The sequence below is a fragment of the Streptomyces clavuligerus genome (assembly GCF_005519465.1).
In the GTDB taxonomy this organism is placed as follows: domain Bacteria; phylum Actinomycetota; class Actinomycetes; order Streptomycetales; family Streptomycetaceae; genus Streptomyces; species Streptomyces clavuligerus.
This window is the reverse complement of the sequence record NZ_CP027858.1, coordinates 6,705,405-6,728,633: the sequence shown is the minus strand read 5'-3', so window position 1 is coordinate 6,728,633 and position 23,229 is coordinate 6,705,405. Positions and strand designations below refer to the sequence as shown.

Here is a 23,229-nt window from a genome sequence, read left to right as displayed (position 1 = left end):
GTTCTTCGTGTGGCAGGTCAGACACGTTCGCCACCACCGAGTGCCAGGCGGACGAGGTCGTCCACCGCCATGGCCCTGATCGCGTCCGGGGTGTCCGGGGTCTGCGGGACGTCCAAGGCATCCTGGACATCCGCCGGAGCGAGCGCCGGGCCCGTCGCGTCGTGCTCCGCCGGGCGGTCCGGGCCCGTCAGCCGGAGCAGGGCGTCCAGCAGGCCGGCGGCACGCAGCCGGGACAGTGGGATCGCGGCGAGCCGCTGCCGGAGGACGGGGTCGTTTTCGTCACCGGCCGGGGTGGCGGGTCCGGGGGCGGGTGGTGCCAGCCGGGCCGCCACGAAAGCGGCGACGGCCGTCGGTGACGGATGGTCGAAGACCAGGGTGGCGGGCAGTCGCAGACCCGTCTCCGCGTTCAACCGGTTGCGCAGGTCGACCGCGGTCAGCGAGTCGAACCCGAGTTCCTTGAAGGCACGCTCCGGGTCGATCGCACCGGCGTCGGTGTATCCGAGGACATCGGCCGCCCTCGCCCGGACCAGGTCCACGAGCCGTTCCAGCCGCTCCTGTGTGCCCAGGACCGCGAGCTGCGCGCGCAGCGGCACCGCACCGGCCGGGCCCGCTCCGGCGGCCGTCCGCCGGGCGGGGCCGCCCCGGACGAGACCGCGCAGCAGCGGTGGTACGGGGCCGGACGCTGCGCCGGGCCGCAGCCGGACGGGGACGAGGAGGGCGTCGTCCAGGCGCAGGGCCGTGTCGAACAGGGCCAGGCCCTCGGCGTCGGACAGCGCGGACACGCCGCCCCGGGTCATCCGCCGCAGACCGGCCGCGTCGAGGGTTCCCGTCATGCCGCCGCGCCGTTCCCACAGGCCCCATGCCAGTGACTGCGCCGGCAGTCCTTCGGCGCGGCGGCAGTGGGCGAGAGCGTCCAGGAAGGCGTTGGCCGCCGCGTAGTTGGCCTGTCCCGCGTTGCCGATGATGCCCGCGGCGGAGGAGAACAGGACGAACGCGGACAGCGGCAGGTGCTTGGTCAGCTCGTGCAGATGGAGCGCGGCGTCGGCCTTGGGGCACAGGACATGGTCGATCCGTTCGGAGGTCAGTGCCGCGAGGGTGCCGTCGTCGAGCGCCCCGGCGGCGTGCACGACCGCGGTCAGGGGGTGTTCCCCGGGGACGCGGGCCAGCAGCTCCGCCACTGCGGTCCGGTCGGCGACGTCGCACGTGGCGAACTCGGCGTGTGCGCCCAGGGCTTCGAGATCCGCGAGGAGGGTGGGTGCGCCCGGTGTCCGTGCGCCGCGGCGGCCCGCGAGCAGCAGACGGCGTACGCCGTGTGCGGCCGCGAGGTGGCGGGCCACCAGTCCGCCGAGGGCGCCGCCCGCGCCGGTGACGAGCACGGTGCCGTCCGGGTGGAACGGAGTGTCCGGGGCGGCGCCGCCAGGAGTGGTGCCGTCCGCGGGGGTGGTGTCGGAGGCGGTGCTGTCAGGGGCGGGTACCCGGGCCAGGCGGGCGGCGAGCAGCCGTCCGCCCCTGACGGCCAACTGCGGCTCGGCCAGTCCCAGAGCTGCGGGCAGCAGAGCGAGCAGGGCCTCCTGGTCCGGCGCGTCGACCAGAACGAAACGGCCGGGGTACTCAGACTGGGCGGAGCGGACGAGTCCGCGTACGGCTGCGGCACCGAGATCGGTCACGGGGTCACCCGGTACGGCCCGGACGGCCCCGGTGGTGACGAACACCAGCCGTGTGTCGGCGAACCGGTCGTCGGACACCCAGCTCTGGAGGAGCGTCAGCGCGTCCCGCACGGCGGCCCGTACGGCTCCGGCGTCGTCCCCGTCCGTGCGGCAGGGCACGAGTACCGCGTCGGGAACGGACGAGCCCCGTGCGAGGGCGTCGGTGAGGGCTGCCAGGTCCGGGTGGGTGCACGGCAGCAGCCCTTCGGGGCCGAGAGCGGCCCACCGGTCGGCGGCCGGCGGGTGGCCGACGGCCGCAGCGGGTACCGGGGTCCACTCCAGGCGGAAGAGGGAGTCATGGGCAGGGGCTCGGGGGGCTCGCAGGGCGGCCGGATCGACGGGGCGGGCCACGAGCCCGGCGACGGTGACCACCGGGCGGCCGGAGGGGTCGCTCGCGGAGAACGACACCGGCCCTCCGGCTGCCCCGTCCAGGCGGACGCGCAGGCCGGTGGCGCCCGACGCATGCAGGGTCACACCGGTCCAGGAGAAGGGCAGGCGTACGGTGCCGGGTTTCTCCGTGTCCGGTTCCGAACCGTCCGCGGTGAGCCACAGGCCCTGGAGCGCGGCGTCGAGGAGGGCGGGATGCAGATTGAACCCGGCTGCTCCGGTGTGCTGGTCCTGCGGCAGCCCTACCTCGGTGAAGATCTCGCCGTCACGGCGCCAGGCGGCGCGGATGCCCTGGAACGCCGGGCCGTAGTGGTGTCCGGCGGCGGCGAACCGCTCGTACAGGCCGGTCACGTCGACGGGTTCGGCTCCGGGCGGTGGCCAGATCCCGTCCTCCGGGGGCGGTGCCTCGTTGGCGGGCTCCCGCGTCAGGACGCCGGTGGCATGCACCGTCCACGGGAAGTCTGGAAAGTCCAGGGAACCCGGGGGGCTCGGCGGGCCCAAAGGACTCAGTGGGCTCGGAGGGCTCGGGACGGCCGAGCCAGGTGGGGTGGAGGGGGTGGACGGGGCTGCCGGAACGACTTCCGGGGCGGCTTCCGGGCGGGAGAAGATGTCGACGGAACGGCGACCCGTCCCGTCGGGCGCACCGACCCGCAGCTGAAGCTGTAAGCCGCCGGTGGCGGGCAGGACAAGCGGGGTCTGGAGAGTCAACTCCTCCAGAACGGGACAGCCCGCTTCGTCACCGGCGCGCACAGCCAGCTCGACGAACGCGGTGCCGGGGAGCAGGGTGGTGTCGGAAACGGTGTGGTCGGCGAGCCAGGGGTGGGTGCGGAGCGATATCCGGCCGGTGAGGAGCAGTTCACCGGTCTCCGCGACCGCCACCGACGCCCCCAGAAGAGGATGACCGGTGGTCCCGAGACCGGCGGCCACCAGACCGCCGCCGCTGATAGCGGGGTCCGGCATGGCCCAGTAGGACTGGTGTTGGAAGGGGTAGGTGGGGAGGTCGACCCCGGTGGCACCGGTGCCCGCGAACACCGGTGACCAGTCCACCGGCAGACCGTGCACCCACGCCTGACCGAGAGACAACAGCAGACGGTCCATGCCGCCCTCGTCCCGCCGCAAGGTACCGATCACCGGGACGGACGACCCCACCGCCTCCAGAGTCTCCTCCACCGCCACCGCCAGCACCGGATGCGGACTCACCTCAACAAACGGACCAAACCCCTCCGCCGCCAACGCCCGCACCGCAGACTCAAAACCCACCGTACGACGCAGATTCGCATACCAGTACGCGCCGCCCATCACCGAGGTGTCCAGCCAGGCGTCCATCGCCGTCGAGAACAACGGCACCCCGCCCCGGACCGGTGTCACCCCCTCCAGAGCCGTCCGGATCTCAGCCTCGATCCGCTCCACCCGGGCCGAGTGCGAGGCGTAGTCCACCTCGACACGGCGCGCCCTCACCCCCTCCGCCCCGCACAGCACCAGCAATCCGGCCAGCGCATCCGAGTCACCGGACACCACCACCGACGACGGGCTGTTGACCGCCGCCACCGACAACCGCCCCTCCCAGCCACCGATCAAACGCTCCACCTCCCCCACCGGGAGAGAGACCGCCACCATCCCGCCCTCACCCGCCAGCGACGCGATAGCCCGGCTCCGCAGCGCCACCACCCTCGCCCCGTCCTCCAGCGACAGCGCACCCGCCACCACCGCCGCCGCGATCTCCCCCTGCGAATGACCCACCACCGCAGCAGGCACCACCCCAAACCCACGCCACACCGACGCCAGCGACACCATCACCGCCCACAACACCGGCTGCACCACATCCACCCGACCCAGCCCCACACCCGACCGCACCACCCCCGTCAACGACCAGTCGACAAACCGCCCCAGAGCCCGCTCACACTCCCCCATCCGAGCCGCAAAGACAGGCGAGACATCAAGCAGCTCACACGCCATCCCCACCCACTGCGACCCCTGACCCGGAAACACAAACACCACCCGGGGATCAGTGACTTGGACACCGCTGACGCAACGGGCGGGGAAGCCACCGTTCGACCACTCCTCCAGGGTTGACGGAAGACTCCGGTCGTCGCCGACGAGGACGGCCCGGTGGGTGAAGGCTGTGCGTCCGGTCAGGGACAGGCCCACGTCCACCGCAGCCGGAGCATCCGCACACACCACCCGCTCCAGCAGACGCGCACCCACCGCGCACAAAGCCTCAGAACTCCTCCCCGACAACACCCACGGCACCACCCCAACCCCACAAGAACGCCCCGAAACACCAGACACAGACACCTCAGGGACCTCTTCCAAAACAACATGGACATTCGTCCCGCTCAGGCCGAAGGAGGAGACACCCGCCCGGCGCGGTCTTCCGGTGTCCGGCCAGGGTGTCGAGTCGGTGGCGAGAGCCACGGCGCGCTGGGTCCAGTCGACGTGGGCCGTGGGGCGGTCGGCGTGGAGTGTCGCCGGTATCCGGGCGTGGCGCAGGGCCAGTACGGTCTTCATCACCCCGGCGACGCCCGACAGGGCCTGGGTGTGGCCGATATTCGACTTCAGCGAACCCAACCACAACGGCCGACCCGCCGAACGCCCCTGACCATAGGTCGCCAGCAACGCCTGCGCCTCGATCGGGTCACCGAGGGTGGTTCCAGTGCCGTGCGCCTCCACCATGTCGACATCCGCCGCGGACAGCCCCGCGTCAGCGAGCGCCGCGCGGATCACCCGCTGCTGGGACGGCCCATTGGGCGCGGTGAGACCGTTCGAGGCACCGTCCTGGTTGACAGCGGAACCACGGACCACCGCGAGCACCGGATGACCGTTGCGGCGCGCATCCGAGAGCCGTTCGACGAGGAGGACACCGGCTCCCTCGCTCATGCCCATGCCGTCGGCACTGTCCGCGAACGCCTTGCACCGGCCGTCGGCGGCGAGCCCCCGCTGACGGGAGAAGCTGACAAGCGCGCCGGGGGTGGACATGACGGTCACTCCGCCGACCAGGGCGAGCGAGCAGTCACCCGCGCGCAGCGCGCGGACTGCGAGGTGCAGGGCGACCAGCGAGGAGGAGCAGGCGGTGTCGACGGTGATCGCGGGCCCCTCCAGGCCGAGGGTGTAGGCGACCCGGCCGGAAACCACGCTGGGGGCGCTGCCGGTGAGAAGGTGTCCGTCGCCCTGGGCGGAGCGGGCCACGGCGGAGGCGTAGTCGCTGTAGTTGACGCCGGTGAAGACGCCGGTGCGGCTGCCGCGCAGGGCCGTGGGGTCGATGCCCGCGCGTTCGATCGCCTCCCACGTGGTCTCCAGGAGCAGCCGCTGCTGCGGGTCCATCGCGACGGCCTCGCGGGGCGAGACGCCGAAGAAAGCGGCGTCGAAGAGGTCGGCGTCGTGGAGGAAACCACCGTGGCGGGTGGTGACCGTGCCGGGGTGGTCGGGGTCAGGGTCGTACAGCTCGTCCAGGTCCCAGCCGCGGCCCGTCGGGAACGTGGAGATCGCGTCGCCTTGGTCGACGAGCAGTTTCCAGAGCTGATCGGGGGTGGTGATGCCCCCGGGGAGGCGGCAGCCCATGGAGACGATCGCGACGGGGTCGTCCCGATGCCTGCCGCCCCGTTCTCTGTCGCCCTGTTGGCTGTCGTCCTGTTGGCTGCCATTCGGTACCGGGGCGGTCCCGTCACCGGGGGGCGGGGTGCTGTCGATGCCGTCCAGCAGGAGGGTGGCGAGGTGGGCGGCGAGCGCGGTGGCGGAGGGGTGGTCGTAGACCAGGGTGGAGGGCAGCCGCAGACCGGTGGCGGTGGTGAGCCGGTTGCGCAGTTCCACGGCGGTCAGTGAGGCGAAGCCCAGCTCCTGGAAGGCCCTGCCCGGTGGTACGGCCTCGGTGGAGTCGTGGCCGAGGACGGCGGCGGCGTGGCCGCGGACGAGGTCGAGCAGCAGACGGGAGCGGTCGGCGGGGCGGAGTGCGGTGAGGCGTTCACGGAGCGCGGAGGCGGCGGGTGCCGGGGCGGCGGACGGCGGGGCGGACAGGGCGCGGCGGGCCTCGGGGACGCCGTGGATCAGGGGGCTGGGGCGGCTGGAGGTGAAGACGGGGGCGAAGCGTTCCCAGTCCACGTCGGCGACCGCGAGGTGGGTTTCGTCGTCGTCCAGGATCTGCTGGAGGGCGGTTATGGCGCGTTCGGGGTCGATGCGGGGGACCCCGTGTTCTTCGAGGTTGAAGAGGTCGGACCCCGCGTCGGCGGGTGGCCGGTGGGTGCGGGGCCGCCAGACGCCCCAGTCGACGGTGGTGGCGGTCAGGCCGCGTCCGCGGCGGCGGTGGGCCAGGGCGTCCAGGTAGGCGTTGGCGGCCGAGTAGGCGCCGTGGTCGCCGCTGCCCCAGACTCCCGCGATCGAGGAGAAGAGGACGAACGCGTCCAGTTCGCGGTCGAGGAGGGCGTCGAGGTGACGTGCTCCGGCGGCTTTGGCGGCGACCGTGTCGGCGAACTCCGCGACGGAGACGGTGTCGAGGGGGGCGAGGGCGATCCGGGCCGCGGCGTGGACGACGGCGGTGACGGGGGTGCCCTGCGCTTCGAGTCCGGCAAGCAGCCGTTCGGTCTGTTCGCGGTCGGCGAGGTCGCAGACGGGGAAGGTGAGGCGGGTGCCGTGTCCGGCCAGCTCCGTGGAGAGTTCCGCCGCGCCGGGCGCCTCCGCGCCCCGGCGGCCGGGCAGGACGAGGTGGTCGGCGCCGCCGCGGGCCAGCCAGCGGGCGATGTGCGGGCCGATCGCACCGGTGCCACCGGTCAGCAGGACCGTGCCACGGGGCTGCCACGGGTGTCCGCTGCGGGGAGTACGGCGGGGTGCGCGGACCAGGCGGCGGGCCAGCAGGCCGGCAGGGCGTATCGCGAGCTGGTCCTCGGTCCCGGTCCCGGCCCCGGTCCCCCCGGTGGTCACCCGGGAGAGCGCCGCGCACAGGCGTTCACGGGTCCGGTGGTCGGGCTGCGGGGGCAGATCGACGAGGCCGCCCCAGCGCGCCGGGTGTTCGAGGGCGGCGACCATGCCGGTGCCCCAGACAAGGGCCTGGTCCGGTGCCGTGAGCGGGTCGTCGGGGCCGGTGGAGACGGCGCCTGTGGTCACACACCACAGGGGTGCGGTGACCCCGAGGTCGCCCAGGGCCTGGACAAGGACAAGAGTGAGGGCGGTTCCGGTGGGCAGCGCGGGGTGACGGGGGTGGGGGCGGCTGTCGAGCGCCAGCAGCGACAGGACACCGCTCAGGGAACGTTCACCGCAGGCCGCTTCGATCGTGGCGGCGAGCCGGAACCGGCTGTCGTCGTCGCCCGCGCGGCTGCCTTCGCCGTTGTGCTCGGCATCCCCTGTGGTGAGGATTCCCGGCCCGGCCTCGGCGGTGAGGACGTCGGCGCCGTGTTCGGTGAGGGCGCGGGCGGCTGCCGATGCCGTCGGGCGGGTGGTGTGTCCGGTGGGGAGGAGGACGAGCCAGGTGCCGGTGAGGGTGGTGGCCGGTGGGTCGGGCAGGGGCTGCCAGTCGACGCGGTAGCGCCAGGTGTCGGCGGCGGAGGTCTCGCGGTGGCGTGTGCGCCAGGTGCGCAGGGCGGGGAGCACCTGACCGAGGGGGCCGGTGTCGACGGCGAGGGCGTCGGCGGCCCCGGTCAGGTCGTCGCGTTCCACGAGGTCCCAGAAGGCACTGTCCTCGGTGGTCCCCACGGTGTCGGGCGCGCTGGGTTCCAGCCAGTGGCGGCGCTGTTGGAAGGGGTAGGTGGGCAGGTCGACGCGGCGGGCCCCGGAGCCGTCGAAGACCCTGTGCCAGTCCACCGGGGTGCCGTGGACCCACAGTTCGGCCGCCGAGGTCAGGGCGCGGCGCAGGTCACCCTCGTCGCGGCGCAGGGTGCCGGTGACGACGGTGGTGGCGGTTCCTACGGCTCCTGCGGCTTCTGTGGCTTCTGCGGCGGTGTCCTCGGCGCCCGTGTCCTCGGCTGCGTCATCGGCTGTGTCCGCGACGGGGACGGTGAGGACCGGGTGCGGGGAGACCTCCACAAAGGTGTCGTGGCCCTGCCGGAGGAGGGCGCGCACGGCGGTGTCGAACCGTACGGTCCGGCGGAGGTTCCGGTACCAGTACCCGGCGTCCATCGTGGCGGTGTCCAGCCGGTCCCCGGTGACCGTGGAGTACAGCGGTATCCGGGCCGACCGGGGGGTGATCCCGGTGAGGGCGGTCAGCAGCTCGTCCCGGACGCGTTCGACGTGGACCGAGTGGGAGGCGTAGTCGACGGGGAGGTCCCGGGCCCGGATGCCACGTGGCCCGCAGGCGGCCAGGAGCAGGTCGAGGGCCTCGCGGTCGCCGGAGACCACCACGGCGGCGGGGCCGTTGACGGCGGCGACCGCGATCCGGCCGCCCCAGGGGGCGATCTCCTTCTCCGCGCGGTCGCGGGGCAGGGCGAGGGAGACCATGCCGCCCTTTCCGGCCAGTGAGGCGATCGCCCGGCTGCGCAGCGCGACGACCTTCGCCCCGTCCTCCAGGGACAGCGCTCCGGCCACCACGGCGGCGGCGATCTCGCCCTGACTGTGGCCGACGACGGCATCGGGTTCCACTCCCCAGGAGCGCCACAGCTCCGCCAGCGACAGCATCACGGCGAACAGGGCGGGCTGGACGACGTCCACCCGGTCGAGACCGGGCGCACCCACCGCACCACGGACGACATCGAGAAGCGACCAGTCGACATATGGCGCCAGGGCGTCCGCACACGCCACCAACGAGGCGGCGAACACCGGTGAACTGTCCAGAAGCTCACTGCCCATACCCGGCCACTGACCACCCTGACCGGGGAAGACCAGGGCCACGCGGCGGGGGTGCGGTGCGGTGCAGCCCGTGATCACCACCGTCGCCGCACTCGTCCCGTCCTGCGGCTTGTTCCATGACTTGTTCCGCTGCCCGTTCTGTTGTTCGTTCCGTGGTCCGGCCCCTGGGCCGGTGCTTGGGCCAGTGCTTGGGCCGGTACCGCTGCCGACGTGGGGCTGGTCACCGGTCGCGCCCTCCGCCCGGGTCAGCGCGGCAGCCCCGGCGCGGAGTTCCGCGGGGCCGGCGGCCAGGACGACGGCGCGGTGTTCGAAGGCGGTGCGGGTCGTGGCGAGGGAGAAGCCGATGTCGGCGGTGCGGGCTGCGGGGTCGGCCGCGAGGCGGGCGTCGAGACGTATGGCCTGATCTCGAAGGGCGGCGGCGGTGCGGCCCGAGAGGACGCAGGGGACGGCCGTCCAGCCGTCCGGGGCGGTTGCGGGGCCCTCGGGCTCCCGGCCGTCCTCGCCCGTCCCGTCGGCGCCGTCCGGCCCGTCGGCTGCACCGTTCGGGGGCGCCTGTTCGACGATGACGTGGGCGTTGGTGCCGCTCATGCCGAACGAGGAGACGCCTGCCCGGCGCGGCCTGCCGCTTCCGGGCCAGGGCCTGGCCTCGGTGAGGAGCGCGACGGAGCCCGCCGTCCAGTCGGCGTGCGGTGTCGGCTCGGTGATGTGGAGGCTGCGCGGGAGCAGTCCGTGGCGCAGGGCGAGCACCGTCTTGATGACACCCGCGATCCCGGCGGCGGCCTGGGTGTGGCCGATATTGGACTTGACGGAACCCACCCACAGTGGATGGTCGGTGGGGCGGTCGCGTCCATAGGTCGCGAGCAGGGCGTCGGCCTCGATGGGGTCGCCGAGCCGTGTTCCGGTGCCGTGCGCCTCCACGGCGTCGATGTCGGCGGCGGTCAGTCCCGCGTCGGCCAGCGCGGCGCGGATCACCCGCTGCTGGGACGGCCCATTGGGCGCGGTGAGACCGTTCGAGGCACCGTCCTGGTTGACAGCGGAACCACGGACCACCGCGAGCACCGGATGACCATTGCGGCGCGCATCCGACAACCGTTCCAGCAGCAGCATCCCGACGCCCTCGCCCCAGCCCGTGCCGTCGGCGGAGGCGGAGAACGGTTTGCAGCGGCCGTCGGCGGACATGGCGCCCTGGCGGCTGAACTCGGTGAACACGGACGGCCGGGACATCACCGTCACCCCGCCGACCAGGGCGAGCACGCACTCCCCCGCGCGCAGGGCCCGTGCCGCCTGGTGGAGGGCGACGAGGGAGGCCGAGCACGCGGTGTCGACGGTGACGGCGGGGCCTTCGAGTCCCAGGGCGTAGGCCACCCTCCCGGACATGACGCTCATCGAGTTGCCCGTCATCAGGAAGCCCTGGACGGTGTCGGGGGCACCGGTGCCCAGTTGCGCGTAGCCCTGGTCGATGGCGGCGGCGAACACTCCGGTGCGGGTGGTGCGCAGAGCGGCAGGGTCGATGCCGGCGCGTTCGACGGCCTCCCAGGCGGCCTGGAGAAGCAGCCGTTGCTGCGGGTCCATGGCGACGGCCTCGTGCGGGGAGACGGCGAAGAAGTCGGCGTCGAAGTCGGCGGCGCCGTCGATGAACGCGCCCCGGCAGGGGACGCCGCCCGCGTGCAGCCGTTCGGTGTCCCAGCCCCGGTCGCCGGGGACGCCGGTCACCGTGTCGCGGCCCGCGACCAGGAGGTCCCAGAGTTCTTCGGGGGTGCGGACGCCGCCGGGGAAGCGGCAGCTCATCGAGACGACGGCGATGGGCTCCTGGTGCCTGGCCTCGGTATCCCGCAGTCTGCGGCGGGTGTCGCGCAGGTCGATGGTGACACGATTGAGGTAGTCGCGCAGTTTCCGCTCGTTCGCATTCGCGTGTTCGTTGTTGTGCGCGTTCGCTGTCTCGTTCACCGGGTTCCTCCGTCGCTCCGGCCGGCCGTCACGATCCGTACGGGGGTCACGAGATGCCCAGCTCCTTGTCGATCAGATCGAAGATCTCCTCGTTGGTGGCGGACTCGATGGCGTCCGCCGGGTCCGGACCGTCGCCGGGTCCGGTGTTCTCCGCCGGGGACTCCAGCCGGGAGAGGCCGGCGCGCAGCAGCCGGGCCAGCTCGGCGCGGGCGCCGGCGCCCTCAGGGCCCGCCGTGGACAGTTCGGCGACGAGCGCTTCGAGCCGGTCGAGACCGTCGGCCCCGAACGGCCCGGTGGGACCGCCCGGCCCGGTGAGGGTGGATGGGCCGGTGGGGGTGGACGGTCCGGTGGGGGTGGACGGTCCGGTGGGGGTCGGCGGGGCGCCGGTCAGCAGTCTGCCGGCGAGGTACCGGGCCAGCGTCTCGGGGGTGGGATGGTCGAAGACGAGGGCGGCGGGCAGCCGTTCGCCGGTCGTGGCGGCCAGTCGGTTGCGGAGTTCGACGCCGGTGAGGGAGTCGAATCCCAGCTCCTTGAACGGGCGGCCGGCGCCGATGAGGCGGGCCGAGGAGTGGCCGAGGACGGCGGCGGCGTGGCCCCGTACGAGGTCGAGCAGGGCTCCCTGGGCCTCGGTCGGGGAGAGGGCCGCGAGCCGGTCGGCGAACGCGGGGCCGACCGGTGCCGCAGGTGTGGCCGGCGCGCGCCGGGGGGCGCGGCCCAGGTGTCCGAGCAGCGCGGGGAGCGGGGCCCCGGCCCGGCGGGCGGCGCCGAGCGCGACCGTGTCGATCTTGGCGGCCAGGACATGGGACTGTTCCGTGCGCAGGGCCGCGTCGAAGAGGGTCAGGGCCTCGGCCGTGGTCAGTGCGCCGAAGCCGCCGCGGGCCGTTCTGTCCAGGTCCGCGTCCACCAGTCGTGCGGTCAGGGCGCTGCGTTCCTCCCACAGGCCCCAGGCGATGGAGACCGCGGGCAGTCCTTCGGCACGGCGCCGTGCGGCGAGGGCGTCGAGTGCGGCGTTCGCGGCTGCGTATCCGGCCTGTCCCGCGGTGCCGAGCAGGGCGGCGCCGGAGGAGAAGAGGACGAACGCCGCGAGGTCGGTGTCGCGGGTCAGTTCGTGCAGGGCGAGCGCGGCGTCGGCCTTGGGGCGCAGCACCCGGTCGAGCCGCTCGGGGGTGAGGGAGGTGAGCACGCCGTCGTCGAGTGCGCCTGCGGCGTGGACGACGGCGGTGAGGGGGTGTTCCGGGTCGATGTCTGCCAGCAGCCGGGACAGGGCGGTGCGGTCGGTGACGTCGCAGGCGACGACGGTGGCGTGGGCGCCCGCGTCGGCGAGTTCGCGTACAAGGGTGTCGTCGGCGGGGGTGCGACGGGCGGTGAGCAGGAGGTGGCGTACGCCGTGGACGGTGGCCAGGTGGCGGGCGACAAGGCCGCCGAGGGTGCCGGTTCCGCCGGTGACGAGGACGGTGCCGTCGGGGTCGAGGGGGGCGGGGACGGTCAGCACGTTCTTGCCGATGTGCCGGGCCCGCGCGAGACGGCGGAAGGCCCGGGGGGCGTGCCGGATGTCCCAGCAGGTGAGGGGCGATGGGGTGAGCACGCCTCGTTCGAACAGGTCGAGCACATCGGTGAGGAGGGCGCCGATACGGTCGGGGCCGGCCTCCATCAGGTCGAAGGCCCGGTAGTGGACGCCGGGGTGGTCGCGCGCGACCTCGGCCGCGTCGCGGATGTCGGTCTTGCCCATCTCGACGAACCGGCCGCCCCGGGGCAGCAGTTCCAAGGACGCGTCGACGAACTCCCGGGCGAGGCTGTCGAGGACGAGGTCGACCCCACGACCGCCGGTGGTGTCCAGGAAGCGGTCCGCGAACTCCGTCGTGCGGCTGGACGCCAGGTGGGCGTCGTCCAGGCCGCCGGAGCGCAGGGCGTCCCACTTCTCCGGGCTCGCCGTGCCGAACACCTCTGCGCCCGTGTGCCGGGCGAGTTGGACGGCGGCCATCCCGACGCCCCCCGCCGCCGCGTGGACGAGGACGCTCTGGCCGCGCCGCAGACCACCCAGGTCGAACAGGGCGTAGGAGGCGGTGAGGAAGGCGATCGGCACGGACGCGGCCTGGGCGAAGGACCAGCCCTGGGGGATTCGGGCGAGTGTGCGCCGGTCGGCGACGGCGGTCGGGCCGAACGCGCCGCCGAAGACACCCATCACCCGGTCCCCGGGGGCGAGGTCAGCGACCCCGGGCCCGGTCTCGACGACGACACCCGCGCCTTCGCTGCCGATGGACGGATGGTCGGGGTCGAGGCCGAGGGAGGCCACCACGTCGTGGAAGTTCAGCCCGGCGGCGCGGACGGCGACGCGGACCTGGCCGTCGGCGAGTGGTGCCAGGGCGGCGGGCGCGGGCACGGCGGTCAGCCCGGCGACGGAGCCGGGGCCGGAGCGGTCGATGCGCCAGGCGGCCCGCTCCCGCTCCCCCGGCTCGCTCTCCGGGCTCTTCCCGGGTTCCTCCCTGAATTTCTCCCTGAATTCCTTCCGGGGCTGTTTCCCGGGCTCCTCCATGGGGTGGTTCATGGGCCTCTGCGTCGGTGGCGGCGCCAGGGTGTCTCGCGGGGGGCCGGACATCAGCCGGGGCACCAGGGCCTCACCGGCGCGCACCGCGAGCTGGTGGTCGCCTGCGGCCAACGCCAGGGGCAGCGCTGCGGAGAGGGCGTTCAGCGAGGCCGCGTGGCCGTCGACGTCCACGAGCGCGAAGCGGCCCGGGTGTTCGGTCTGCGCGCTGCGCAGCAGGCCCCAGACGCCGGACTGCGTCCAGTCGGCGACCCGGTCGCCGGGTCCGGTGCTGACGGCCCCATGGGTGAGGAGGACCAGCGTCGATCCGGTCTGCTGTTCCTCCGCCAGCCATGCCTGTATCAGGGCGAGGCAGTCGGCGGTAGTGATGCGCAACCGTCCGGCCTCGTCCTCCGGCCGGTCCGTCCCTGGCTGGTCCATCCCCGGCTGGTCTGTCCCCGGCCGGTCTGTGCCGTGCTCCGGCTGGCCGGCGGAGCGTGGGCACTCCGCGAGGACGAGCGGGGGAACGGAGCGGTCCGGTGCGGCGCGAAGGGCGTCGAGTCCCGGCCAGGACAGGGCGCCGGTGGCGGCGTCCCGCAAGGGGGCACCGAGGACGCCCCACTCCGTGCCGGTGGACTCCGCGTTTTCTGGAACGGGGACGGGGACCCATTCCAAGCGGTGGAGTCCGTCGGGGCCGGGGGCAGTGGGGCGGAGGCCGTCGGTGGTCAGGGGACGCAGGGCGAGCGAGCCCGCCGAGAGGACTTCCTGCCCGGTGAGGTCGTATGCGGTGAGCGTGACGGCCTCCGGGCCGTTGGCCGTGAGGCGGGTGCGCAGGGTGGTGGCCCCGGTGGCCCGGGCGGTCACGTCGGTCCAACTGAACGGCAGCAGGGCGGCGGCGTCCCGGCCGGGCAGGAGCGCGGCGGTCTGGAGGGCCGCGTCCAGGAGTGCGGGGTGGAGGACGTGTCCGGGCACGTCGGCGTGTCTGCGCTCGTCGAGGGCGAGTTCGGCGAGGATCTCGTCACCGTGGCGCCAGGCGGCGCGGATGCCCTGGAACGCAGGGCCGTAGTGGTGTCCGGCGGCGGCGAACCGCTCGTACAGGCCGGTCACGTCGACGGGTTCGGCTCCGGGGGGTGGCCAGATGATGAGGGTGGGGCCTTGCTGCGGGGGTGCGGGGGTGAGGTGGCCGGTGGCGTGCGGGGTCCACGGCGTGGCGTGTTCGGGCCGGGAGAAGAGGCTGAGGGTGCGGCTGCCGTTCCCGTCGGGGGTGCCGAGGCGCACTTGGAGGTGGACGGCGCCCTCGGCGGGCAGGACGAGGGGGGTCGTCAGGGTGAGTTCGTCCACAAGGGCGCATCCGGCCTCGTCACCGGCGCGCAGTGCCAGTTCCAGGAAGGCGGTGCCGGGGAGCAGGGTGGTGTCGGAGACGGTGTGGTCGGCGAGCCAGGGGTGGGTGCGGAGCGATATACGGCCGGTGAGGAGCAGTTCACCGGTCTCCGCGACCTCCACCGCCGCCCCCAGAAGAGGATGACCGGTGGTCCCGAGACCGGCGGAGGCGATGTCCCGGGTGGGCGTCGGGGCGTCCAGCCAGAAGCGTTCGCGCTGGAAGGGGTAGGTGGGGAGGTCGACCCCGGTGGCGCCGGTGTCCGCGAACACCGGTGACCAGTCCACCGGCAGACCGTGCACCCACGCCTGACCGAGAGATGTGAGGAGCCGGTCCATGCCGCCCTCGTCCCGCCTCAAGGTACCGATCACCGGGACGGACGACCCCGCCGCCTCCAGAGTCTCCTCCACCGCCACCGCCAGCACCGGATGCGGACTCACCTCAACAAACGGACCAAACCCCTCCGCCGCCAACGCCCGCACCGCAGACTCAAAACCCACCGTACGGCGCAGATTGGCGTACCAGTACGCGCCATCCATCGACGACGTGTCCAGCCAGCCACCCGTCACCGTCGAGAACAGCGGCACCCCACCCCCGGCAGGCATCAGATCCCGCAAAGCATCAACGACCCTGCCCTCGATCCGCTCCACCCGGGCCGAATGCGACGCGTAGTCCACCTCGACACGACGCGCCCTCACCCCCTCCGCCCCGCACAACACCAGCAATCCGGCCAGCGCATCCGAGTCACCGGACACCACCACCGACGACGGGCTATTGACCGCCGCCACCGACAACCGCCCCTCCCAGCCACCGATCAGACGCTCCACCTCCCCCACCGGGAGAGAGACCGCCACCATCCCGCCCTCACCCGCCAGCGACGCGATAGCCCGGCTCCGCAGCGCCACCACCCTCGCCCCGTCCTCCAGCGACAGCCCGCCCGCCACCACAGCCGCCGCGATCTCACCCTGCGAATGACCCACCACCGCAGCCGGCACCACCCCATACGCACGCCACACCGCCGCCAGCGACACCATCACCGCCCACAACACCGGCTGCACCACATCCACCCGACCCAGCCCCACACCCGACCGCACCACCCCCGTCAACGACCAGTCGACAAACCGCCCCAGAGCCCGCTCACACTCCCCCATCCGAGCCGCAAAGACAGGCGAGACATCAAGCAGCTCACACGCCATCCCCACCCACTGCGAACCCTGACCCGGAAACACAAACACCGCCCGGACACCCGATGCCGGAGCCGTCCCCGCGACCACCGACGCACACACCTCCCCACCCGCCAGCGCCCGCAGACCCGACAGCAACTCCCCCCGACCACCCACCACCACCGCCCGGTGGGTGAGGGCTGTGCGTCCGGTCAGGGACAGGCCCACATCCACCGCAGCCGGAGCATCCGCACACACCACCCGCTCCAGCAGACGCGCACCCACCGCGCACAAAGCCTCAGAACTCCTCCCCGACAACACCCACGGCACCACCCCAACCCCACAAGAACGCCCCGAAACACCAGACACAGACACCTCAGGAACCTCTTCCAGAACAACATGGGCGTTGGTCCCGCTGACGCCGAAGGACGACACCCCGGCCCTCCGGGGTCCCGCCGTGCCGTCCCAGGGACGGGCCTCCGCGAGCAGCCGCACCTCGCCCGCCGACCAGTCCACGCGGCGGGTCGGCTCATCCACATGCAGGGTCCTCGGCAGCACCCCGTTCCGTAACGCCAGCACCATCTTCATCACACCACCCACACCGGCAGCGGCCGAGGTGTGGCCGATATTCGACTTCAGCGAACCCAGCCACAACGGCCGACCCGCCGAACGCCCCTGACCGTAAGCCGCCAGCAACGCCTGCGCCTCGATCGGGTCACCGAGCCGTGTTCCGGTGCCGTGCGCCTCCACGGCGTCGATGTCGGCGGCGGTCAGTCCCGCGTCGGCCAGTGCCGCGCGGATCACCCGCTGCTGGGACGGCCCATTGGGCGCGGTGAGACCGTTCGAGGCACCGTCCTGGTTGACAGCGGAACCACGGACCACCGCGAGCACCGGATGACCATTGCGCCGCGCGTCCGACAACCGTTCCAGCAGCAGGAGTCCCGCTCCTTCGCCGAAGCCGGTGCCGTCGGCCGCGTCCGCGAAGGATTTGCAGCGGCCGTCGGAGGCGAGGCCGTCCTGGCGGCTGAACTCGACGAAGAGTTCGGGGCTGGACATCACGGTGACACCCCCGGCGAGCGCCAGGCCGCATTCGCCGCGGCGCAGCGACTGCACCGCCGTGTGCAGGGCGACGAGGGAGGAGGAGCAGGCGGTGTCGATGGTGAGGGCGGGGCCTTCGAGGCCGAAGGTGTAGGCGATGCGGCCGGAGACGACGCTGCCGGAGTTGCCGGTGCCGAGGAAGCCCTCGATGTCCTCGGGGATGTGCGGCAGCAGCCGGACGGCGTAGTCCTGCTGCATGAGGCCGATGAACACTCCGGTGTCCGTGCCCCGCAGCGTGGCCGGGTCGATGCCCGCGCGTTCGATCGCCTCCCAGGTGATCTCCAGGAGCAGCCGCTGCTGCGGGTCCATCGCGAGGGCCTCGCGGGGCGAGATACCGAAGAACGCGGCGTCGAAGTCCGCGGCTGCGGCGAGGAAGCCGCCTTCGCGGACGGAGGAGGTTCCGGGGTGCGCGGGGTCGGGATGGTAGAGCGCGTCGAGGTCCCAGCCCCGGTCGGTGGGGAAGGGCGCGATGGCGTCGGTGCCGGAGGCGATCAGCTCCCACAGCTCCTCCGGGGTGCGGACCGCGCCGGGGAAGCGGCAGCCCATCGCGACGACGGCGACCGGTTCGGCGGCGTCCGGTACAGGGTGGGGGGTGATGCGGGCGGGAGTGCGGGGCGGGAGGCCGGTGAGGCGGTCACGCAGATGTGCGGCGAGGGCGGCGGGCGCAGGGTGGTCGAAGACGAGGGTGGCGGGCAGGCGCAGGCCGGTGATCTCGCCGAGGCGGTTGCGGAGGGCGACGGCGGCCAGGGAGTCGAAGCCGAGGTCGCGGAAGGCCCGGTCGGGTTCGACCGTGTCGCCGGGGGCGTGGCCGAGGACGGAGGCCGCTTGGGCGCACACCAGTCGGGTGAGGGTGCGCAGACGTTCCGGCGCGGGGAGGGCGGCGAGGCGCCGGGGCAGCGGATGGCTGTCGGCCGCCGCCGGGTGCTCGGCGGCTGCGGACCGCCGGGCGGGGGTGCGGACCAGTGCCCGGAGCAGCGGGGGGACGGGCTCGTGCGTGGCTCGGGAGCGCAGGGCGCGGGTGTCCAGCCGCAGGGGTACGAGGGCGGGTTCGTCGGTGGTGAGGGCGGCGTCGAAGAGGGTGAGCCCCTGTGCGGTGGTGAGGGCGGGCATGCCCGAGCGGGCCAGGCGGCGCGTGTCGGCGTCGTCGAGTCGTTCGGTGAGGGCTGAGCGCTGTTCCCACAGGGTCCAGGCGAGGGAGTGGGCGGGGAGGCCGTCGGCGCTGCGGCGCTGGGCGAGGGCGTCCAGGAAGGCGTTGGCGGCGGCGTAGTTGGCCTGTCCGGGGCCGCCGAAGGTGCCTGCGGCGGAGGAGAAGAGGACGAACGCGGACAGTGGCAGGTCCTGGGTGAGGTGGTGCAGATGGAGTGCGGCGTCGGCCTTGGGGCGCAGGACCGTGTCCATCCGTTCGGGGGTGAGGGAGGAGATGACGCCGTCGTCCAGGGTGCCCGCGGTGTGCACGACCGCTGTCAGGGGGTGGGCCTCGGGGAGCGTCGTGAGGAGGGCCGCGAGTGCGGCGCGGTCGGAGACGTCGCAGGCGGCGACGGTGGTGTGGGCGCCGAGCGCGGTGAGTTCCGCCGTGAGTTCCGCTGCACCGGGGGCGGCGGGACCGCGGCGGCCGACCAGGAGCAGGTGGCGGACGCCGTGCCGGGTGACCAGATGGCGGGCAACGAGGGAGCCGAGGAGTCCGGTGCCGCCGGTGACAAGAACGGTACCGGTGGGGTCGATGGGGTTGGAGTGAGGGGTGGGTGGGTTGTCGGCTGCGGCTCGGGTGAGGCGGGGCACGAGGGGCGTGGTGCCGCGGACGGCGAGTTGGGGTTCGTCCGACGCGAGGGCGGCGGCGAGGGCCGGGCCGTCCGGTCGGTGGTCGGGGTCCGGGTCCAGGTCGAGGAGGACGAACCGGCCGGGGTGCTCGGACTGGGCGGAGCGCACCAGGCCCCATACGGCGCTGTGGGCGAGGTCGGCGGGGCCCTCACCGGGGGTCGCGGAGACCGCTCCCCTGGTGACGAGCACCAGGCCGGTGGCGGCGAGCCGTTCGTCGGCGAGCCAGGTCCGCAGGGTCTCCAGGGTGCGGTGGACGGCGTCGTGGACCTCGTGGACCTCGTGGGTCCCGTCGCCGTCGTGGCTTCCGTCCGCGGGTTCCGGGGCGCTGCGGGGCGTGGGGAGCAGGGGCAGGAACGCGAGGCCGGGTGCGGGCGGACCGGCGTCGAGTGCGGCTGCCAGGGCGGCGGGGCCGGGGTGGGTGGTGACGGCTGCTCCGGCTGCTGTGAGCGTGTCGGGGAGCGTCGGCAGGGCGGTGTCCCCGGTGCCGAGGACGGCCCAGGCGGTGCCTGTGGGGAGCGGTGCGCGGGGGGCGGTGACCCACTCGACCCGGAAGAGGGAGTCGTGGTGTGCGCGTGCCGTGGCGGGCGGGGCCTGGGTGGGGGCGGGGCGCAGCGCCAGGGCCTCGACGGAGGCGACCGGGCGGCCCGTGGTGTCGGCGGCGTGGAGGGCGAAGGCGTCCTCGCCGATGGGTGTCAGCCGGACGCGGAGCGTGGTGGCGCCGGACGCGTGCAGGGTGACCCCGGTCCAACTGAACGGCATTCGGCCACCGCTGGGGCCGTCCGTGGCTCCGGTGGCGGTGGGGTCCTCGGCCGCTTCGGGGGGCGCAGCCGGATCGGTGAGGCCCGTGATGTGGAGGGCTGCGTCCAGGAGGGCCGGGTGGAGGGCGAAGAGGGGGGCGGAGGGGTGGTGTTCCGGGGGGAGCGCGGCCTCCGCGTAGAGGGTGTCGCCGTGGCGCCAGGCGGCGGTGAGGCCCTGGAAGACCGGGCCGTAGACGAACCCGGCGGCGGCGAAACGTTCGTACACGCCGTCGACGGCGACCGGCTCGGCACCGGTGGGTGGCCAGACCGTCAGGTCGGCCGGCGGAGACGGGGGCGGTGTGCCGGGGGCGAGGGTTCCGCTCGCGTGCCGGGTCCACGGCGCGTCGTTGTCGGGGGTGTCGAGGGTGTCGGGGGTATCGGAGATGTCGGGGGTGTCGGGCCGGGAGTGCAGGGTGAGGCGGCGGGTGCCGTCGTCGCCGGGGGCTCCGACGGACAGCCGCAGGGCGACGCCGCCGTGGCGTGGGAGCACCAGGGGCGCTTCGAGGGTGAGTTCGTCGACGCGGGCGCAGCCGGTGCGGTCCCCGGCGAGGACGGCCAGTTCGAGGAAGGCGGTACCGGGCAGGAGGGCGCTGCCCCGGACGGCGTGGTCGGCGAGCCAGGGGTGGGTCTGCGGCGAGAGCCGTCCGGTGAACAGCAGTCCGTCGCTGTCGGCGAGTGCGACGACGGCACCGAGCAGGGGGTGCTCCGAGGGGGCGAGCCCGATCGAGGCCGGGTCGCCGCCGGGGGTGCCGGACTCCTCCAGCCAGTAGCGCTGCCGTTGGAAGGCGTAGGTGGGCAGGTCGACGCGGCGGGGGCGGAGGCCGTCGAAGGCGGGTGTCCAGTCGACGGGGACGCCCCGTGTGTGGAGTTCGCCGAGGGCGGTCAGGAACCGTCGGGGACCGCCGTCGTCGCGGCGCAGGGTGCCGGTGACGATCGCGTCGGTGCCGGTGGCGGTGCCGGTGCCGGTGCCGGTGCCGGTGGCGTCGATGGTGTCCTGGAGGGCTGTGGTGAGGACCGGGTGCGGGCCGACCTCCAGGAGGACATGGTGACCGTCGGCGAGGAGGGCCCGTGTGACTTGCTCGAACTCGACGGTGGCCCGGAGGTTGCGGTACCAGTGGGCGGCGTCCAGGGTGGTGGTGTCGAGGAGGCCGCCGGTGACGGCGGAGTAGAGGGGGATGTCTCCGGGGCGCGGTGCGATGCCGTCCAGGGCTGTCAGCAGTTCCTCGCGTACGGCTTCGACGTGCGGGCTGTGCGAGGCGTAGTCGACGGGGACGGGGCGGGCGCGTACGCCGTCGGCGCGGAGGGCGGCGAGGAGGGCGGCGAGTGCGCCGGGGTCGCCGGAGACCGTGACGGACGCGGGGCCGTTGACGGCGGCGACCGCGATCCTGCCGTCCCAGGGGGCGAGACGTTCGCGTACGCGGGCGGCGGGGAGGGAGACGGCGGCCATGCCGCCGTGTCCGGTGAGGGCGCGCAGGGCCTTGGCGCGCAGGGCGACGACCCGGGCGGCGTCCTCCAGGGACAGGGCACCCGCCACGTACGCGGCGGCGATCTCGCCCTGGCTGTGGCCGGTGACGGCGTCGGGTTCCACTCCGTACGAGCGCCACAGTGCGGCGAGGGAGACCATCACGGCGAACAGGGCGGGTTGGACGACGTCCACCCGGTCGAGACCGGGCGCACCCACCGCACCACGGACGACATCGAGAAGCGACCAGTCGACATACGGCCCCAGAGCGTCCGCACACGCCACCAACGAGGCGGCGAACACCGGTGAACTGTCCAGAAGCTCACCGCCCATACCGGGCCACTGGGCACCCTGGCCGGGGAAGACGAAGGCGACGGCCTCGCCGGGGCGTGCCGGTCCATGGGGCAGGGCGTCGGTGCCCGTGGCCAGCGTCTCCAGCCAGTGCAGCAGGGTGGGCCGGTCGGCGGTGGCGAGCACGGCACGGTGTTCGTGGGCGGCGCGCGCGGTCGCCAGGGTCCAGGCGGCGTCCAGCGGGCGGGGGCCGGGGGTGTGTTCCAGACAGGTCCGGAGCGCGCCCGCCTGGGCGCGCAGGGCGGCTGCGCTGCGGCCGGAGATCACCCAGGGCAGGGGGGTGCCCGGGGCCGTGCCGGGGTCGCTGCGGGCGCCGGTGCCGGTGTCGGTGTCGGTGTCGGACGGCGGGGTCGGTTCCGCTTCGAGACCTTCGGCAGCGGGTTCGGGGGCGGGCTGTTCGAGGATGACGTGCCCGTTGGTGCCGCTGACGCCGAAGGAGGAGACCGCGGCGCGGCGGGGGCGCCCGGTGTCCGGCCACGGGGTCGCCCCGGTGACGAGCCGCACGGTGCCGGAGGACCAGTCGACCTGGGGGGTGGGGTCGTCGGCGTGCAGGGTGGGCGGTACCACGCCGTGCCGCATGGCCAGCACCATCTTGATGACACCGCCGACGCCCGCGGCGGCCTGGGTGTGGCCGATGTTCGACTTCAGCGAACCGAGCAGCAGCGGCCGGGCGGCGCTGTGGTCCCGGCCGTAGGTGGCCAGGAGCGCCTGGGCCTCGACGGGGTCGCCGAGGGGGGTGCCGGTGCCGTGGGCCTCGACGACGTCGACATCGGCGGGGGTCAGCCGGGCGGCGGCGAGGGCGGCGCGGATGACGCGTTGCTGGGAGGGGCCGCTGGGGGCGGTGAGGCGGCTGCTGGCGCCGTCCTGGTTGACGGCGGAGCCACGGATCACCGCCAGGACCGGATGACCGTTGCGGCGGGCGTCGGACAGCCGTTCCAGCAGCAGCATCCCGACACCCTCGCCCCAGCCGGTGCCGTCGGCGGAGGCGGAGAACGACTTGCACCGGCCGTCGGGCGCCAGGCCGCGCTGGCGGCTCATCTCGACGAAGGGCACAGGTGTCGACATCACCATGGCGCCGCCCGCGAGGGCGAGGACGCAGTCGCCCTGCCGCAGGGCCTGGCAGGCCAGATGGAGGGCGACGAGGGAGGAGGAGCAGGCGGTGTCGACGGAGACCGCCGGTCCCTCCAGGCCGAGGACGTAGGCGACCCGGCCGGACGCCACGCTGTCGGAGCTGCCGTTGCCGAGATAGCCCCGGATGTCGTCGGGGACCTGGCGGAGGCGGACGGCGTAGTCCTGGTACATCACGCCCGCGAACACGCCGGTGCGGCTGCCCCGCAGGGTGTGCGGGTCGATACCGGCCCGTTCGAACGCCTCCCAGGAGGTCTCAAGCAGCAGCCGCTGCTGCGGGTCCATCGCGAGGGCTTCGCGCGGGGAGATCCCGAAGAAGGCGGGGTCGAACGCGGCGGCGTCATGGAGGAAGCCGCCCTCGGCGGCGTGGCTCGTTCCGGGGTGCCCGGGGGCGGAACCGGGGCCGGACTCGGGGCCGTTGAGGGCTGTCAGGTCCCAGCCGCGGTCGGTGGGGAACGGGGTGATCGCGTCAGTGCCCGATGAGACCAGCCGCCACAGGTCCTCGGGTGTCTCCACCCCGCCGGGGTAGCGGCAGCTCATCGCGGTGATCGCGACGGGTTCCCGCTCCCTGGCCTCGGCCTCGCCGAGGCGCTGCCGGGTCCGGTGGAGATCGGCGGCCACCCGTTTGAGGTAGTCCCGGAGCTTGTCATCATTCACCGTGCATCGTCACCTTTTGTGCGCGGAGTCGGCGGGAGGCGGGCTCGG

Annotated in this window: 2 protein-coding genes; both read right to left on the bottom strand. The window is 73.8% G+C overall.

Going from position 1 to position 23,229, the window contains the following annotated elements; translation table 11 throughout:
• Nucleotides 1–17 precede the first annotated feature (17 nt).
• On the bottom strand, nt 18–10,808 hold the full coding sequence (locus tag CRV15_RS28060) for a type I polyketide synthase (RefSeq protein WP_003959183.1): 10,791 nt from the start codon (nt 10,806–10,808) through the stop codon (nt 18–20).
• Between the two features lie 46 nt (nt 10,809–10,854).
• Nucleotides 10,855–23,181: a type I polyketide synthase gene (locus CRV15_RS28055; RefSeq protein ID WP_009995034.1), complete on the bottom strand. Its 12,327-nt coding sequence runs from the start codon at nt 23,179–23,181 to the stop codon at nt 10,855–10,857.
• Between the last annotated feature and the right edge of the window lie 48 nt (nt 23,182–23,229).